Genomic DNA, 17413 nt, shown 5'->3' with positions numbered 1-17413 from the left:
TAATTAACTGTCCTCCTAGTAAAAGAATTGCTGAATATAAAAGCACCATTTCTACCTTTGTTTAAACCAACTACCATCGTTAGCAATAAAGAATCCCCTCCGTTATATGATACGACCTATGCTCGGCCGCACAAGCATGCGTTCGTTCAATAAGCGATTAATTGATTTTCTAATTAAATACCCAAATGATATAAATATAAATTACCTTTAGATAATTTTTCCGCCATTGAAATCATTTTTTCTATCTTTATTAATAGTTCGTACCTATTAATGATGAGCTTTTCGTATTCTCCACCCTCATCATTTTCTCCAAATACAAAATTACCTCTAAGTTTAAGTACTTTAGGTCCATTAATAAATAAGTTTCTCCATGAAGTAAAAATCGCTATTATTAACTCTGAAGATTGCTGTTCAAAAAGGGTTATTCCATAGTAGTTAATCCCTCTTCTGTTTTTATTATGACTTGTTGAAGGATTAATACTTGGAATCCAGTCTAATGAGTCCATTATGTATTGGATCATGTCATCATGTATTATAACTCCATCAATTACATTGTTATAATCTCTCAGTCTCCAAAACTCTTGAACATCAACTGTGTCAGGTACAAGATAAAATTCGTGTTCTAAACCCATTATTTCCCCCTATGATTAAAATTTTAACAAGTAAAATCCATTTCTAATTCAATTAAAATGCTAAATACATAAATAAAACCAACCAATGCCTGCCTTGACCTACAACTAATTCATACGTTAGTCGAATAAGATAATTAATAAAAAAATTTTTTTAATTAAAGTTTGATACCAACATCTCTAAAAGCTCTTTTATACACATTTTTAGGTGATTGGGTATTATAGAGTTCTAAAAATCCCCTTAAGTTATTAAAGACTTTGACTTCTATATTTGGGAAAACCCGAACAAAATCTTTCTCTTTATCTAAGGTTTTCAGAGACTCAATTATGACAAAATATAAGTTGGGATATTTTTTTTGAATATTAGTAGAATATATTATGAATTTATCAATGTACTGATCAAAAAGGTGACTCTGATAATCAACTTTACCTGAATTAAAAGGGAAGCCACTCCCATCCTCCCATTCACATAAAAGACCCCAAAATGCAATTAATGATCCTGCTCTATAATATTCGTTTCCATCATTAAAATGTAAAAAGTAATGGTAATATAAGGAGGTGCACCATGGAAAATCAATAATCCCTCCTTCTTTATTAATAAGTTCATACAATTTATCAATTTTCTCTTTTATTAATTCACTCAAAATACTAAACCACCTTAAATTTAATTACTCCTGATCAATTTTATCTTCAACTAACAATTATATTCTAATTTACCTTTTTTAATTCTTTTTGGACTAGAATTTTACTTCATTAAAATAGTATTTGTTTATCATATTCTTGAAGTAATTTTGTTAAAATTGAAATATATTTTATTAATTAAGGGGTTTGGAATGAAACAAATTTTAAAAAATAAAACATTAATACATGCACTATTCCTTATTTTGTTATTTTCAATATCACTAATGAACTTTGAATCTTATATATTTCAAGTAATTCTATTAGTTTATTTAAATTATATAATTTTACAAAAAAAGCAAATGAAAAAAAACTCTATAATATATTTTAATTTAACGTTTATTGGCTACGTTTTTATTACGAACTATTATTAAAAAACAATTAGCCACTTATGTAACTAACGCAGTGCGATTCTTCAATAACGAAGGATCGTTTTTCTTATGCAGCTAAATGGCAGTTTATTTGCATAAGGCTAATTGTAAAATGATTTAATAAGAGGCAAAATAATGGTAATACAATCTTTTGTTAGGGAGAAAGAAGGCGATCACAATATGTCAAAAGATGAATTGTTCTCAAATAAAGCATCTAATGTTTATGAAATATATTCAAAAATACTGGATTTATTGAAAGAAATAGGACCATTTGAAATTGAGTTTAAAAAGACTTCTATTCATCTTTTGAATAAATCTTCCTTTGGAGGAGTTCATCCAAAAAAGAAATGGCTAGATTTTAATTTAGTTACAAATCATCAAATTGAACACGAGAAGATTACTAAAATCGAACAAGTTTCCAAAAACAGATATCACAATAACTTTAGATTCCATAATGTAGATGACCTAAATCAAGGGTTTTTAGTTCTTTTAAAAGAATCATATCTATTGATGGGTTAGGTAGAGAAAGGATACTTATTACCAATGAACAGTATTTTCTTAGGAATTATTTCTGGTCTTTTATTTGGTTTATTTTCTGTACTAATAATGATCCCAATGAAATTTGAAGATAAACGCATTGCTATAATTGGTTCATTTATTAATCGTTTTACAATCGGTTTCTTAATATCAGTAACTGTTCTTCCTATGTATGGTTGGACAAAAGGAATTTTAATAGGGTTGTTAATTAGCATCCCAGACGCACTTATTACAAAAGCCTATTTACCAATCATTGGCTTAGGAGTAATCGGAGGAGCTATTATTGGAGGCTTCATTGGTTGAGTTGGTTGGAAGGTTTTATCGGTATTCTTATTTAACTACCATGGGAGTACGATATAAACTTCCATTCACTGTTGTGAATCTGAGGATTCATGGATGGCTAACGCATGCGTTAGTTGCATAATCTCGGTTACAATCCAAAATATAACTTTAAAATTAAGGTACACTATTTTGTAGTGAAAAATTAGTGAAAAGGAGTTTGTAGATGTTAAATTACATATGGTTAGATGACAAATCTCCTATATTAAACCAACTGCCAAATAGCTTTAAATCCGCAGCCATATTATTTCCCCCTTTTATCCAAATGCCTTTGGGTTGGGAGAAGAATAAAAGAAATAAAGAGTTTGAACATATATATCCAAGTGATGAAGAAATCTTAAAACTTGGTAAACAAGTTAGTTGGATGAGTATAATGCAAGAATGTGATTTAACCAATTTTAGTGAATTAGCGATTGCATTACAAACATCAATTAGTGCATTAAAGGAACAATATGCAAGAGAATATTTAGCCCAGAAATTAAACTCAAATTTAAAACAAAATTGTTTTTATCCGGATGAGGATTAAATTTCACTATTATTAATTAAAGACATAAAAAAAGTTTTAGAATCTAAAGGAGCTAAATATTATAGCTTCTCTAATCCGATATTGGACGAAAGTGGTACTTTAGAGATTGAAAAACTTATGTCTTTAGATAACAGTAAATTATCTTTAAAAGAGGTAATAATATTAGATGAAAATATGGATTTTGCATTTATGAGTGTGTTTGATACTTTTATTACGGTATTTATGGCCCGTGATGAAAAAATTGAAGATATTGTTAAAAAGATAGGCTGGGAAGCTATAGTATGTGACGACAAAACATATATCGATTGGTATTGGTCAAATATCTATTAGAGTTGTAGTTGAACATTTGAGGTGTTGGGAAAATGTCTTTATTAAAGAAGTATGGCAAGTGGATTTCTAAAAAAAATCCTAGACGGTATGACCTAGCTGAATTACTGTTAGGGATAATTTTTGTACCTTCTATTATTGTTGGTATTGAATTGCTTCATCAAAAGTATTCTGTATGGTTTACGTTATTAATCTATTTTTTGATAATAAATTTTTATATATTATTTGATAACTTAATTACGAGGATTTTGGGTAGGTTTAATGTGAAAATTTCAAAATGGATGCATCCTGTTATACCGTTGATTTTGGTGTTCTTATATTTTATTTTCAATGGTTTTTAATTCTAGAATGTTTTTCCATTTTTCCTAGAATCAATTGAATTAACTAATGCAATTAATGCAATGCGTTTGTAGAATTAGAATTTATATGGTAATTTCAAAGAATCATAAGGACAGGGCTAAGTGATTAATAATATTGAAGAGGTTTTAATCAATGTTTTTTATGATGACGGGAGTTTAAGAGATTTATTCATTAAAGAAACCAACTTATCTGATTGGAATATTCTTATGAACTTTTTTAAAAGTTTGCCTAATTTAACTCTAAGCTTTGATGGAGAAAAAACAAACCAGATCCCATCATCGATATCTGAATTATTTATGTTAAAAAATGAAAAAGCAGTATTACTATCTATTAATTACAAATCTATTATTATAAATTGTCATTTCAGTTGTGAGGATGAGATTGAACTTGATGTAAGTCCAAGAGAGATAACTACAATAAAAGAAGTAAATGCAGTCCTTGAGTTTATGGATAAATTAGCAAGGTTACTAAATAAAGATGTATCTATATCAATTGAAAATGACAGTGAATGCCCTTTAATAACTATAAGATCTGACGGAGAATATATAAAGAATTATTGAAATGCTATTCAACTAACGCAATGCGATAGTTGAACAAGAATAAGAGTCTAAACTTTAAAAGGAGAAGCAAGATGGCATCTATTGAAAGGAAAAAGATGGATAACGCTTTAAAAAAAATTGTAATTCCTTTTTTAAGGGAACATGGTTTTAAAGGGTCTTTACCCCACTTTAGAAGAATGAACGAAATGAATATAGATTTAATTACTTTTCAATTTAACAGATGGGGTGGCTCATTTGTGGTTGAATTGACGAGCTGTTCATTAGAAGGCGTAACAACTTACTGGGGAGAACATATTCCACCTAACAAAGTTACTGCTCATGATATTAATGATCGATTTAGATTAGGAGCCAACTCAAAAGATGGAGAAGGTATTTGGTTTGAATTTGAGAATGCAAAATCAGAAGTAGAATTTGAGAACGTTGCTTCTAATATGTTAATTCTATTAAATTTATCAGATCGTAATTGGATTACCAGCTTATGAAACTAACGCATGCTTATGTTTAACAAGACGACTGCTTCGGCGGTCGTTTTTTATTGCACTAAATGGCAGATTAGTTGAATAAAGAATTATGGTATTTTATGGTAAAATTAGAGGAGGTTTATAATTAAATAATTTTAAGGAGATATAGTTTTGCTAAAAAATCAAAAAAAATTTTCAATAATTGGTTTCTTTTTTTTACTTTTATACGGAGTGTATGTTACTAAAATATCAACAGTTAGTATTTTTAAATATTCACTAATTATCGGTATGTTTTTTTTAACTATTGATTTAGCGATTAATATATTTATTAAAAAAAAGAAACAATAATTATGAAAAACTATACTATTCCTACTGATGCCGTTAACAATCGCCATTGACACTGGGGCGGTTTGAACCACGACATCATTTAACGCTTCTTTATCATTTTATGATTATCCTGAATAAGCTCAAAAAAGAATGAAAGTTGTATATATAAAATTCAAAGTTTGACTCACAAAAAGAATATATAAAGGAACTTTCTACAAAAATTGGAAAAAACGTGAATTAATAGAATACCTTATGCAACTAACGCAGTGCGTTAGTTTGGTAAGAAAGGTAGGCTAATTATGAACACATGGAAATACGAAACAACAAACGATTACTTTGAATTCTTGGATTTTCACGATTGTATCGTCGAAGAAATAAAGATTGAAAAAGATATAGTCACTATTGATTTTGAGTTTATTTATATATCTAATGAGCATCCTCTTAATCCTTTTAAAGTAGCAAAAACAACAGATAAATGTAGACTTACTTTCAATAAAGTTGAAGATAGTAAAGCAATAATCTTTTTAGATGATGATAAAGAAAAAGAGGTCCATCTTACTGACCTGGATGAAATGGAATTTTTAGAAGTAAAGCAACATCCTGTTAATGAAGATTACATATATGAAATGTTTGGTACAGATTGGAAAACAAATAATTTTTGTAGTATTAAAATTAATGCGAAAAGTTTTAAAGTGGAATGGAATGAATTCACAGAAACTGCTTGGTACGTTTGACCGTTATTGAACTAACGCATGCTTTGTTACATAAGGATTAAAAATGTAAGTCTTAACATAACAAAGTTAATAGATAAAAAGAACCTGTATCGAAAATTACTTGGTAATTGACGATACAGGCTTTTAATTTCAACGTTTATTTGTAGTTATATATATTTAATTTAATAGTGGTCTTATTCTTTTGTCCAAAAAACAGCAATCCACTTTAACAGAGCCTTAAAATAAATAACAATAAAACAAAAAAAGATGCCGACTTGGACACCTTAATGAGCTACTTTGATACATTTGACTAAAAAATTAAAAATAAAGTCTAAAACCGAATCATTATCCCAGTCTTATCATCTGAATGAATCTTACTTTTCATCTCTTCCTTTTCTAATCGTTTTGAATATTCTTCCAAACCAATCTCCTTAATTAACTTAAAAGAATGGATCAAATCAAATTTCGGATGAAATAAACCATCACTGATTAGTAAAAGTGACTTTAATTTTTTTGTATCAATAGATCCCAATTGAATGTAGTTTCCGACTACTTCGGTTCCGTTTGCAACCGAATAACCATCAACTGTATTAGCCATGCTTCGATTATATATTAGTTGATTTTTAATAGACTGGTAGTATGATTCATCTGGTAAAATCAGCCCTTGCTTTCGCTCCTTTTCCCGTCGCATTTTTGCCCTTATACTAATATCCTTCACAGTATCTTTAGTCAGGATTTTAATTTCCCCATTATGGTATTCTGCTAAAATCATACAATCCCCAAGTTGAGCAAATGACACTTTAAGTTTATCGATTTTTACAATACCAACACATGTACACCACAGTTCTTCTGGACGATTTATATCTATATTATTTAACTTCATTTCATCCATCAGTCTTCTATTTGCTAGCATAATTCCTTCTGATAAAGTCATTTCAGCCCTAAAATGTTTTTTAAAATACTTACTAAATAAATTTGAAGCAATATATGCACCATTCATGCCATCAGCATTCTTAAATGGAGTAATTGGTGTAGCTCCATCAAAAACCCCATATACATTTATTTCGTTGTTTACTACCATTGCATCCTCGGACACTTTTTTTGATAGAGATACTCTAGAACTAGTACTAATCTCCATATTTTTCACCCCCGAAAAGATTCACGAATGAATTTGCAGGTCTTTAAATTAATATGGAACACAAAAAGGATTATGTACTTTTTCTATTTTAAATCTTAAAAATTTGGCTCTGTTAAAAAACTGTGTAGAAGTAAGTACTTCTATAATCGGTAAATAGTTTCCAAAATTTAACAAATTTTCACATAACAGAAACATCTCGTTAACAAAAACTGATTATACTTAAACATTGTTGCTTGTAATACAACAAAATACAAAAAAAGAAGGTGTCTCATGAAAAAACGTATTCAATCAAAAAAGCTATTAACATTAGTTGCTGGAAGTGCACTTGCAATCACTTCCTTATTCAGCAATGATCAGAAAGCATTCGCATGGTCTGACGAGGATGTTCACAATCAAGATCATAGTACACATCATTTTATCGTAAATGGCAGTGTCAAGCTTATAGCCGATAATACGAATCCTGCAATCAACAAGCCTACCACATTGCTTAATCAGTTTCGCGATCGTTGGGAACAGGGCTTATACGATGCGGATCATATTAATCCTTTTTATGATACGGGTACATTTATGTCTCACTTTTATGATCCAGGCACACAAACAAATTATACGGGGGCTTCTTATCCAACAGCTCGTCAATCAGGAGCGAAGTATTTTAATCTAGCATCGGATTACTATAAAAAAGGCGATTTTAACAATGCATTCTACTACTTAGGAGTATCTTTGCACTATTTTACAGATGTAACACAGCCTCTACATGCTTCAAATATTTCCAATCTAGATCATAACGCACCGGGCTATCATTCGAAGTTTGAAAATTATGCGGAAAGTATTCAAAGTCAAATGACGGTGCCAGATTCAGGTTTATATAATTGGATCGCTTCAACTGATCCGGAAGCATGGATTCATCAAGCTGCGGTACAAGCAAAATCCGTTTTACCTCAAGTTTGGAATGATACGATCATTAATTACTTCTGGCAAGCAGCTTACAGTAATTATTATTCTACCATGTGGAAGAACGAGGTAAAAACTCCGACTCTTGTTCAGTTAAATCAAGCAGAACGAGAGACTGCTGGATTCATAGATCTGTTTTTTCGCGTAAACGGTGTAGAAACGCCTGTGACGGTATATAAGGAAAATGCTTTTAGCGGTGCATCAGAAAAATTAGGATCAGGTAATTATGATTACGATCAGCTTGTAAAAGGTATTGGCAATGATACCATTTCTTCTATACATATTGCACCGGGCTATCAAGTCACTTTATTTTCCGATGCAAATTATAAAGGAGCCACGATTCTTCTTACAGATGATGTAAATGATTTAGGCAATTTTAATCATCAAGTATCAAGCTTAAAAATTGTGAAGATTTCGGCAAAATAGACTAAAATCTCATGAGACTACTCAACGAAATAGCTCAACAAATTCTCTAATCGCAGACGCGACTTAATATGAATTATACATAAGAAAAATAATAAATTATTTGAAAATAGTATAGTCCTATCGGATAAGTCATCATATAATAGTAAAGGTATTATTTATACGAAAAAAGTGAGGTGGAACATTTTTATGGGTAGTCCCAGTATAGGTGAGTCGGATAATTTACCGACTATATCAGAGGAAGTCATACAATTGAATATCCTAGGAGGATTACATCATAAAAATGTAGTCCAACTTTTATAAGCTTTTGAAGGCTTCCTCTAGAAAAGAGGAGGTTGGAAATATGGTACACAACATTTGGAAGCAAATTAACTTTAAAAAACAAGCTGAGAAACCAAAAAAAATCCAAGGGTTTGATATTGATTTAAACCAAGAAAATTTATCACGAATTGACCGACTTGTGGATCGTTATGAGTCAGAAATTCTAAATCATTTAGATAGTGATTATACTCAAAAAACAAAATTATCTGATAGAATCGCAGATAAAATTGCGCAATTTGGTGGTAGCTGGAAATTTATTATTTGGTTTAGTTGTACACTTGCTGCCTGGATGATTTGGAATAGCTTATCATTCACAAAAGCTTTTCATTTTGACTCTGCTCCTTTTATCTTGTTGAACTTATGTCTATCATTTATTGCAGCATTTCAAGCACCAATCATTATGATGAGTCAAAACCGTCAAGCAGCACGCGATAAGCATGAATCCGTTATCGATTTCGCAATAAATTATAAAGCCGAACAAGAGATTGGTGACATGCAAAGTCGTCTAACCAATATAGAAAATCAATTAGCTGAGATTAGAGATTTACTTAAGCAAAGAAAATAAAGATCTATAGAGTGTAATCCTCCCCTTATGGTAGACAGTCGAAAAAAAGATTGTTCCGGCCTAAGGTGGGGATTTTTTTATGTGAAAAATTGGTTTCATTATGCAACAGTTCAAAAATTCAGCTAAAAAACAAAAAGAACAAGCAACCACAAAGAATTGGTTGCTTGTTCAATAAACTAGCTAACTTATATATATTTTCATGATATTTTGGGCATTGTTAGAAAATGTTGTTTATTATTAAGAGTGAAAACCTATTATTTTATACAGTATGCGCTTTAAAACCAGCAAGCCCGTCATCCAACATGACAGTACTACCATTGACAACATTGGCTTCTTCCATCGCTAATAAGCAAACCATTCCTGCAATTTCATCTGGTTCAATAAATTCTTTTCTCATTTGGAAATTACGATATAGCTCTTCTAGTCCTCGATCTTTTAGTCCATCAATTATTGGTGTTCTTACAAAACCGGGTGCTACTCCGACAACACGAATTCCATAAGGAGCAAGATCAAGAGCTGCAGTTTTCGTCATCATAACAACTGCACCTTTTGAAGCATTATAAGCAAATGTACCAACGTTTGCTAAGTAACCATATACAGAAGCAGTGTTGATAATTACGCCTTTTACTCCAAGCTCAATCATTTTTTTGCTTGCACTAGCAATTCCGTAAGCAACTCCATGTTGATTGACGGCAATTACTTTTTGGTAAATTTCTTCATTAAATTCATTAATTCGATTCGTTCCGCCGATACCTGCATTATTAAACATTACGTCAATTGTTCCGTAAGTTTGTACTGCAAATTCTACTAATGATTCAACTTCTGCAAACTTTGAAGCATCTACTTTAAAAACTACGCTTTCTCCACCAAATGCTTTAATTTGTTCAACTGTTTCAGTAGCTCCAGCCTCGTTAAAATCCGCTACTACTACTTTTGCTCCTTCTTTTGCATATTTCAATGCAGTGGCTCTACCAATACCTGAAGCTCCACCTGTAATAATTGCAACTTTATCTTTTAATAACATGGTAAATACCTCCTAATATTTTTACTAAAATAGAAGCATCCTATTTTTATGCAGTCATTCCGCCATCTGCGACCATTTCAGTTCCAGTTATAAAACTAGATTCATCAGATGCTAAGAATACAACAAGGTTCGCGATTTCTTCTGGTTTGCCTAATCTTTTTAATGGAATCGTCAATGCTAATTGTTCGTTTGATGCCTTATAGCTTGAAGCTAAATCAGCTCCCATAGCTGTTTCAATGATTCCTGGATGAATTGAATTTACACGTATTTGATCAGCAGCAACTTCTTTTGCTAAATCCTTTGTCATAATACGAACAGCACCTTTACTTGCACCGTAAAGAGTTGCATTTGGAGAACCTTTTAATCCTGCTACTGAAGAAGTATTAATAATTGAACCACCTTTTTGTTCACGCATAAAAGGCACTGTGTGCTTCATTCCTAGAAAAACACCAGTTACATTTATACTTAGTAAGCGATTCCATTCTTCTGTTTCATATTCAGTTACCGGCTTTGAACTAAAAATACCAGCATTATTGAATAAAATATCAATTGTGCCGAATTGCTTCTTTGTTTCGTTAACTACTTTAATCCAATCTGCTTCCAGCTGAACATTATGCTGAATGAAGACTACAGTATCGGAAATCATTTTCATTTCATCTAATGTTTTTTGGCCAGCTTCATGATTAATATCAGTAAATACGACTTTAGCACCTTGTTCTAAGAATTTTTGAACTGTAGCTTTACCAATACCGTTCGCTCCACCTGTTACAATTGCTGTTTTATTTATTAACCTCATTTAATGCATCCCCCTTCATTCTTATTTCGTTTTTATTTTATCAATATTTTTTGTTAAGATATATTTAAACATTCTTATGTATCCATTAGGGATACTAATGGAAAGGAGACAATATGAATATTGAACAAATCCAATATGTAGTAGAAGTTGCAAAAACGAAATCAATTACTACAGCTTCAAATAATCTTCATGTAACCCAGTCTGCTATTAGCCAAGCGATTTCTAATTTAGAATCTGAATTAAAGATAAAACTATTTACAAGATCAAGGCACGGTGCAATTCCAACATCGGAAGGGCAAAATATCATATTAAAGATGTTGGACGTAGTTTCAAAACTAGATGAAATTAAAGAAGAAGCCAATAGTCAAATTGATGTAATTGTCGGTGAACTAAGTATTGCTTCAATCCCCATTGGAATGGATATTTTAATCAATACAGTCTCAAAGTTTAAAAAAGATTATCCAAATGTTCAATTTCAAATTTCTGAAAAAGGTTCAGGAGATATTTTAAATGATATAAGTGCCAAAAAAGTAGATATAGGATTAATTGGATTAAATAATGATCTGTTGAAAAAAAATTCAGGCCTTATTTTTACTAAAATATTTGAAGGCCGAATTGTAGTATTTGTTGGAAAAAACTCTCCTTTATCATCATTTAAAAAGGTTTCTGCAAAGGAGTTGTTAAAGTATCCATTTGTGCTATATAACGAAGATTATGTTCATGAATTCGTTAATCATTTTAATCATTCAATCGGTAAAATTGATGTTTGGTTTAAAACGAATAATACTAGAGCTTTAGTAAGAGCATTGAAAAATGATTTAGCAATCTCAGCAGGATATGACCTTTCTTTCCTTGGCTTAACTAACGATGAAAATCACGATCTAGCCATTCTTGAAATAGAAGATTTTGTTCAAGAGTCCAAAACGGTTGGTTGGATTCAAACTGAAAATAAGAGCAATTCCTTAATTACTAAGGAATTTATTAAGCGATATTTGAACGAATTTAGTGAAAGGTATTCTTGAAACATATAGGTAGGTATCTCGGAGGCACTTCTCATTTGAAGAGTTTGGCCGTTCTGCATCAATTCTGAAATCTACTTATAAAAGTTAGGGCAATTTTGCAGTTCACCTCTTATTTGCACAGATGGGCTTCATATTTACAGAACCATAAGTCGTACATTCTTCAAGATGGTAAAAAGGCACCTCCAATAAGGATAGTGCCTTATTCTTTAAACTAATTCATTAACCTCATCCTGCGCCAAATCACCAGCAGCCTTTACGCCTACACGAGTCGCATTACCAGGCAAATAAGCCAATGGCCCATCCTCAATATCCTCAATTACTAGATTATTCGGATCAGCACCTGCTTTATTTGCTTCTTGTTTTGCTTCATCCTTTGCCATTTTCAATGTGTGATCACGAGTTATTTCTACTAATTTATAAATTCGCTCTACTTGACCACTACTTCAGAATTAGCTGCACCGATTGCATTCGCTACACCTGAATGTTGATGACAAATGACTTCTGAAGCTCTTTTTAAATCTTCAGGAAGTAGAATACTACCACCACCGCCTACCCATGAGTTGATTGATAGACCTATTTTTTGTAAATTTTGTGTAATCTAGCTTCTTTCCCAATGAAATTTGATTTATTTTTCCATATTAGTGATATACTTAAATTATTAAATCCCATTATAGGAGGAATGAAAAATGAACGAACAAGAATTAAAAGAATATCGTACAAATGTCATTTCATCACTAGAGGAAGAAATCGCTCACTACCAAAACTTAATCAAACTAACAAGACATAGCAGACTGAAAGAAAGCCATACATATAATCTTAAATTCATGCAAGAATTATTGGATGCTGAAAAAGCTGATCAAAAATAATTATGAGGCATCTTCTAAATGAAGATGCCTTTTTTGCTCTAAATTTCAAATATTCCTTTTTAATCCAAAGGGCACTAACATTGTCACATTAAGAGGCACCTCCCAAAAGGAAGGTGCCCTCTTAATTTTTATTTACTTCAATCCAAAAGCCTTAATAATGTCTTGATTAACACTATTACCTGCATCATCCCATGCACTTGCTCTTAATGATACAGAAGATGCATTCTTACGGTTTTCGATTCTAGCTTTCCATCCATCTTTTTCACGATTTAAATCGACTAGTTCCCAAGACTTGCCTTCATCATATGAAACTTCTAATGTTGCACCTTTCAATTTACCGTTTCCTGGTGCACCATCTACTTGGATTGCTTTCATTCCTAAATCGATCCAACGGCCTGGTTTTGCATTACCTTTCATGTCAGTTTCAACATTGTAATCAAGCGAGATTAATGGAAGTTCTGTTTGATATTCTTCTTGTTCTTTAGACCAGAATGTCCACTCGGTATGTGTTTTTACAGAGTTATCGAAGCGTTGTGGGTCGCGCCAAGCATCACTAACTACTTTATACTGCGTATTTGCAGTTGGGTATTCGTTAAATGAGTAGATTGCTTGTCCTTTCGCTTCTTTTACTAGTTTTGATCCTTGGTATAGTTTTAATGTTTGTGCACCCGGATAATTAGTTTCTGAGCCAGTGTTTCCTACTCCAGAATCAGCCCATGCTGGAATATTTATAACTAAGTTGTTTCCTGTGCGATAAGGTTTCCAGAAGCCATCACCTAAACGAGGACGAGCAACTGGTGAGAACCACTCTTCATCTAATGTTTGTCCTGGTTTGTATGTTGCTACTGGTTGACGTACTTCCCAAGCTGCATCTAGCATACTAGCTTCATGATACCAAGAAGTTCCTTTTTGAGCTGAAACCCATTCAGTTCGAACTGATGGTAGATTTAATTTAAATTGGAAACCTACTCCATTTGGTCGGTATGATGGAATATCCCAACGGAATTCACCACCCGCTGTAGGTTGATCTGATTTGTATTCAGCATTAATTTTTACAAGGTCACTTGCTTTAGGTGAGTAAGTTACGTCTTTTGGAATTGCATTGTCATGGTTATCAACAAGATCATAAACGTATTTCGTATTAGGAGTACCTTTTACATCCAGTGTTACCTTTTTGGACTTCGTAGCCTCAATCAGTTGTTTACCTTCTGTTTGACTGATTGCAACAACTGAAATTGGAGAATCTGAAAGTGACCAATCTTCATTTACGACTCCAACATATTCACTAATCTCTTCTGGTCCATCGTTTACAGTAATAACTAGTTTTGCACCTGCTGCATATGCTGCTGCAGAGCGCTCCATACCAGTTACTTCATCACTTCGATCAACGATAACAGCCTTACCTTTAACATTTAATCCCTTATAATCTGCTTGCGCCCCTTTACCTACATAAACAGCATCTAAATTATATTTTCCATCTAATAATGTACTTCCAGCTTGTGGAATATCATCTAACTCATTGCCTTTGAAATTAATTGTCATGTATGGTTCAATCAATCTCCAGCGCGTGTTAAATGTAAATTTTCCATTTTTAACTTTCTTAATTGGCTCAGCATACATCTTATCTACTGTCACCGGCATCACATAGATGTCACCAACATTGCTGCCATCAATTTCACGGTAATATTCCATTTTTCTAAAACTTGCTTCTGTTTTGTTTGGTACGTTTGCTGTAACTTCATTTGCTTTACGTGCATCTAATGTAACAGTTTGAGGACCATCTAAATTAATTTCAGGATTTCCTAAAAGTGCAACGCCAGCGTGATCAGTGTCAGTATCAACATCCATCATTGACATTGCAGAATAAGTTCCTGGTTTTAGACGTAATTCTGTTGTACCGTTAACTGCAATAAAATTCGGAACACCATCTGGGCCAAGTAAATTAATATACGCCAAAGTAGGGTTACCGTCACGTCCAATTGCTTTTAACGTTAATGGATATCTTTCCTCTTCTTTAATCATAGCTAGTGAAGTATGCACAACTGTTTTACCATCAATATTTGCAGAAATCTGACCTTGATAACGTTGTCCATTAGCACCTACGTTCGGATCAAGCGTAACAGTAACTTTTGCACTACCTTTTGCCGGTACAGTTACTTTGTTCGTCGAAAGTTTAAATAAACCAGCAGGTGCATCTGCATCGCTATTATTAGTAATTTTCGCTGATAGATCTAACGTCACAGCCTTATCACTGTCGTTATTGTAAGTAATTGTTTTCTCTTTCAATCCATCATTTTCATGAGGCCAAGCATAGAAACCAAAATCAAGTGAACCTGTCGCACGTAAATCACCAAGAGTCGCTGCTGCAACATCAAGACGACCAGTTCCACCTTCTAAAGGCTTAATTTCATCTAATTTTTTAGTTGTACTCATTAATGCATCTTTCAGCTGTGCGCCTGTCCAATCAGGATGGCGTTGGGAAAGAATCGCAGCTGCTCCTGCCACGTGTGGCGTAGCCATCGACGTACCACTCATCGAAAGATAAGATCCACTTCCTTGAGTTGAATATTGAGATCGTGCAGCAGTAATATTTACACCTGGTGCTGTCAGATCAGGCTTTAATCCTTCACTACCAAAACGTGGACCTCTTGATGAAAAGTAAGCAAGATTATCTGATTTATCAACTGCACCAACTGTAAGTGCCGCATCTGCTGATCCAGGAGAACCGATTCCTTCACGACCTGTATTACCAGCCGCTATAACAAACAGAGAGCCTGTTTCAGCACTTAAATTATTAACCGCTTGTGCCATCGGGTCTGTGCCATCACTTGACTCATCGCTTCCTATGCTCATGCTGACAATTTTGGCATTATGTGCAGCCCACTCCATACCATCAATAATCCAAGAATCAAGTCCATATCCTTCATTGTTTAACACTTTTCCTACTAATAGACTTGCTCCTGGTGCAACACCTTTATATTTTCCACCTGAAGCTGCCCCTGTTCCTAGTACAGTTGATGCAACATGAGTACCATGTGCATGGAAATCGCGTACATCTTGATCTGGAACAAAGCTTTTTGTTTCTTTTATTTGACCAGCTACATCTGGATGCTGGGCATCAATCCCTGTGTCAAGAACCGCTACTTTCACACCACTTCCGTTGTAACCGGCATTCCAAGCAGTAGGTGCCCCAACTTGTGGAACACTTTGCTCAAGCGTTGCCTTCACACGTCCATCTAACCAAATTTTTTCAATTCCAGGTGTAACTAATGACTTTGTAGATTTGGTAGAATCCGCAGATTTTATATTTTTCTTAACATCTTGCCAAAACTCTTTCGAATCCTTCTTATCTGTAGAAAGCGCTGCCCCATTTATACTTTCAAGTTCATGTGTTTTCTTTGAAGCTTTTAAGGTAGGCTTCACGCTTGAGCGAGTTTTAGCCTCTGAATATTGTACGATAACAGGTAATGTCTTTTGAGACGCATCATCATATCCATCTGCTATAAGTGCTGTGATATTGAATAGATTTCGATCTAATGCACCAGAAGCTAAGTAAGGCATCGCTTGTTTTGGAATAACATATGTATCCTTATTAACCGTCATGATATGTGAACCACCTTCAGTTTTATCCGCTGGCTCAACACTGGTCACACTTTGTCCATCTGCAAACTCTGTTACAGTTACTACATCACCTGTAATAAGAGTAATCACATGCTTCCCTGTACTTGCTTTTGCGTTAATCCCTTGAAGTTTCGTTTCTACAGCACTACTATTTGTTAAATTGGAAACATTATTGCTTGTCCCGGCAGCTAACGCTTGAAAAGTCGGAACAGCAATAAGAGCTGTCGTCATCATCGCAGTAACATACTTATTTAACCTAGGCTTTCCTGTCATCTTACACTCTCCTATTCTAATAAAATAAAAAAAGCGACTTCTCATATGAATCTATTAAAATCGATTTTAATCGTTCATATCCAAACCACTTCTTAAAAAGCACTCTACAATATCAAAATATAAAGAATATTCAATTATCGGTCAATTGGGTTATTCTGGCCTTGATTTATTAGCTTTTTATTAAAATACCCTAATTTTTCTAATCATTTTCGAATGAAATTAACCCACTAATTTTCACAAAAAAAATGACTATTTATTTACTTTTCAAATTTTTATCCAGTTAAATAAACCTATTAATAAGTCACAAAACAGTATCAAAAGAGAAAACATATACCCATTACTAATTAGCTATTATAAATTGCTCCTATGCTTCTAAAAGCAGATAAATAAGACACTTAACAATTTGTTTTGTTAAGTGCCAATCCTTGTTTTCCTATCAATTCGTCACCCAATATTTTAATATAAACATAGTCAGTACTTAAATAATATTACCGTTTTTAATTTCTTTATCATTTTTACTCTTTTTATAACCTTATCACTAAGATACTTAAAAAATTTAGTGTTACTAATTTTCAAATAACATCA

Annotated in this window: 16 protein-coding genes and 1 pseudogene; 10 read left to right on the top strand and 7 right to left on the bottom strand. The window is 32.8% G+C overall.

The features are described 5' to 3' along the window. Positions 1–173 precede the first annotated feature (173 nt). Both MY490_RS06345 and MY490_RS06340 read right to left on the bottom strand, forming a co-directional pair. Entirely contained in the window at positions 174–632 is a 459-nt protein-coding gene (locus MY490_RS06345; RefSeq protein ID WP_248268470.1) for a hypothetical protein, read from the bottom strand. 155 nt (positions 633–787) lie between these two features. Then, complete coding sequence (locus tag MY490_RS06340; protein WP_248268469.1) at positions 788–1273, bottom strand: hypothetical protein; 486 nt, start codon at positions 1271–1273, stop codon at positions 788–790. Positions 1274–1813: 540 nt separating this feature from the next. On the opposite strand from MY490_RS06340, the gene MY490_RS06335 reads away from it, so the two are divergent. The 6 genes and pseudogenes from MY490_RS06335 to MY490_RS06310 all read left to right on the top strand — a co-directional run bounded on the left by MY490_RS06335 (position 1814) and on the right by MY490_RS06310 (position 5849). Continuing rightward, positions 1814–2197, top strand: coding sequence for a DUF5655 domain-containing protein (locus MY490_RS06335; RefSeq protein WP_248268468.1), 384 nt, complete (start codon positions 1814–1816; stop codon positions 2195–2197). 24 nt (positions 2198–2221) lie between these two features. Next, positions 2222–2518, top strand: a complete 297-nt coding sequence (locus tag MY490_RS06330) for a hypothetical protein (protein ID WP_248268467.1) — start codon at positions 2222–2224, stop codon at positions 2516–2518. A gap of 202 nt (positions 2519–2720) precedes the next feature. Continuing rightward, positions 2721–3410, top strand: a pseudogene (locus MY490_RS06325) (DUF2711 family protein). Between the two features lie 458 nt (positions 3411–3868). Beyond that, complete coding sequence (locus MY490_RS06320; protein WP_248268466.1) at positions 3869–4327, top strand: hypothetical protein; 459 nt, start codon at positions 3869–3871, stop codon at positions 4325–4327. Positions 4328–4398: 71 nt separating this feature from the next. After that, the gene (locus MY490_RS06315; RefSeq protein ID WP_248268465.1) at positions 4399–4809 is read left to right on the top strand and encodes a DUF4304 domain-containing protein; all 411 of its coding nucleotides are present in this window, start codon (positions 4399–4401) and stop codon (positions 4807–4809) included. 605 nt (positions 4810–5414) lie between these two features. After that, positions 5415–5849: a hypothetical protein gene (locus MY490_RS06310; RefSeq protein ID WP_248268464.1), complete on the top strand. Its 435-nt coding sequence runs from the start codon at positions 5415–5417 to the stop codon at positions 5847–5849. Positions 5850–6159: 310 nt separating this feature from the next. Here the strand turns inward: MY490_RS06310 and MY490_RS06305 are convergent, their stop codons facing one another. After that, positions 6160–6966 carry a protein phosphatase 2C domain-containing protein gene (locus tag MY490_RS06305; RefSeq protein WP_248268463.1) on the bottom strand — a complete coding sequence of 269 codons (807 nt, stop codon included), beginning with the start codon at positions 6964–6966 and terminating at the stop codon, positions 6160–6162. A 270-nt stretch (positions 6967–7236) separates the two neighbouring features. Between MY490_RS06305 and MY490_RS06300 the strand changes: the two genes are divergently transcribed. Together MY490_RS06300 and MY490_RS06295 are read left to right on the top strand one after the other, a co-directional pair. After that, on the top strand, positions 7237–8343 hold the full coding sequence (locus tag MY490_RS06300) for a zinc dependent phospholipase C family protein (RefSeq protein ID WP_248268462.1): 1107 nt from the start codon (positions 7237–7239) through the stop codon (positions 8341–8343). Between the two features lie 340 nt (positions 8344–8683). Continuing rightward, positions 8684–9226, top strand: a complete 543-nt coding sequence (locus MY490_RS06295) for a DUF1003 domain-containing protein (RefSeq protein ID WP_248268461.1) — start codon at positions 8684–8686, stop codon at positions 9224–9226. 259 nt (positions 9227–9485) lie between these two features. Here MY490_RS06295 and MY490_RS06290 read toward each other — a convergent pair whose 3' ends face one another. Continuing rightward, complete coding sequence (locus MY490_RS06290; protein WP_248268460.1) at positions 9486–10250, bottom strand: SDR family NAD(P)-dependent oxidoreductase; 765 nt, start codon at positions 10248–10250, stop codon at positions 9486–9488. Between the two features lie 46 nt (positions 10251–10296). Continuing rightward, positions 10297–11046 (bottom strand): SDR family NAD(P)-dependent oxidoreductase, encoded by a 750-nt coding sequence (locus tag MY490_RS06285; protein ID WP_248268459.1) that lies wholly within the window; start codon positions 11044–11046, stop codon positions 10297–10299. Between the two features lie 113 nt (positions 11047–11159). Between MY490_RS06285 and MY490_RS06280 the strand changes: the two genes are divergently transcribed. After that, the gene (locus MY490_RS06280; RefSeq protein WP_248268458.1) at positions 11160–12068 is read left to right on the top strand and encodes a LysR family transcriptional regulator; all 909 of its coding nucleotides are present in this window, start codon (positions 11160–11162) and stop codon (positions 12066–12068) included. 206 nt (positions 12069–12274) lie between these two features. On the opposite strand, the gene MY490_RS06275 is transcribed toward MY490_RS06280, so the two are convergent. Beyond that, complete coding sequence (locus tag MY490_RS06275; RefSeq protein WP_248268457.1) at positions 12275–12454, bottom strand: hypothetical protein; 180 nt, start codon at positions 12452–12454, stop codon at positions 12275–12277. 300 nt (positions 12455–12754) lie between these two features. Here MY490_RS06275 and MY490_RS06270 point away from each other — a divergent pair, with 300 nt between their 5' ends. Further along, a complete protein-coding gene (locus MY490_RS06270) occupies positions 12755–12934 on the top strand; it encodes a hypothetical protein (RefSeq protein ID WP_248268456.1) in 180 nt (59 codons plus the stop codon). A gap of 132 nt (positions 12935–13066) precedes the next feature. Here MY490_RS06270 and MY490_RS06265 read toward each other — a convergent pair whose 3' ends face one another. Continuing rightward, entirely contained in the window at positions 13067–16828 is a 3762-nt protein-coding gene (locus MY490_RS06265) for a S8 family serine peptidase (RefSeq protein ID WP_248268455.1), read from the bottom strand. Positions 16829–17413: the final 585 nt, after the last annotated feature.

It is taken from the genome of Gottfriedia acidiceleris, from assembly GCF_023115465.1.
GTDB lineage: Bacteria > Bacillota > Bacilli > Bacillales > Bacillaceae_G > Gottfriedia > Gottfriedia acidiceleris_B.
This window is presented reverse-complemented; position numbering and strand designations above follow the sequence as displayed.

What these genes read in the sequence shown, in the direction of transcription:
- MY490_RS06345 (WP_248268470.1), bottom strand. Translation starts at nt 632, where the DNA reads ATGGGTTTAGAACACGAATTTTATCTTGTACCTGACACAGTTGATGTT.
- MY490_RS06335 (WP_248268468.1), top strand. Translation starts at nt 1,814, where the DNA reads ATGGTAATACAATCTTTTGTTAGGGAGAAAGAAGGCGATCACAATATG.
- MY490_RS06330 (WP_248268467.1), top strand. Translation starts at nt 2,222, where the DNA reads ATGAACAGTATTTTCTTAGGAATTATTTCTGGTCTTTTATTTGGTTTA.
- MY490_RS06315 (WP_248268465.1), top strand. Translation starts at nt 4,399, where the DNA reads ATGGCATCTATTGAAAGGAAAAAGATGGATAACGCTTTAAAAAAAATT.
- MY490_RS06310 (WP_248268464.1), top strand. Translation starts at nt 5,415, where the DNA reads ATGAACACATGGAAATACGAAACAACAAACGATTACTTTGAATTCTTG.
- MY490_RS06305 (WP_248268463.1), bottom strand. Translation starts at nt 6,966, where the DNA reads ATGGAGATTAGTACTAGTTCTAGAGTATCTCTATCAAAAAAAGTGTCC.
- MY490_RS06300 (WP_248268462.1), top strand. Translation starts at nt 7,237, where the DNA reads ATGAAAAAACGTATTCAATCAAAAAAGCTATTAACATTAGTTGCTGGA.
- MY490_RS06295 (WP_248268461.1), top strand. Translation starts at nt 8,684, where the DNA reads ATGGTACACAACATTTGGAAGCAAATTAACTTTAAAAAACAAGCTGAG.
- MY490_RS06290 (WP_248268460.1), bottom strand. Translation starts at nt 10,250, where the DNA reads ATGTTATTAAAAGATAAAGTTGCAATTATTACAGGTGGAGCTTCAGGT.
- MY490_RS06285 (WP_248268459.1), bottom strand. Translation starts at nt 11,046, where the DNA reads ATGAGGTTAATAAATAAAACAGCAATTGTAACAGGTGGAGCGAACGGT.
- MY490_RS06280 (WP_248268458.1), top strand. Translation starts at nt 11,160, where the DNA reads ATGAATATTGAACAAATCCAATATGTAGTAGAAGTTGCAAAAACGAAA.
- MY490_RS06270 (WP_248268456.1), top strand. Translation starts at nt 12,755, where the DNA reads ATGAACGAACAAGAATTAAAAGAATATCGTACAAATGTCATTTCATCA.
- MY490_RS06265 (WP_248268455.1), bottom strand. Translation starts at nt 16,828, where the DNA reads ATGACAGGAAAGCCTAGGTTAAATAAGTATGTTACTGCGATGATGACG.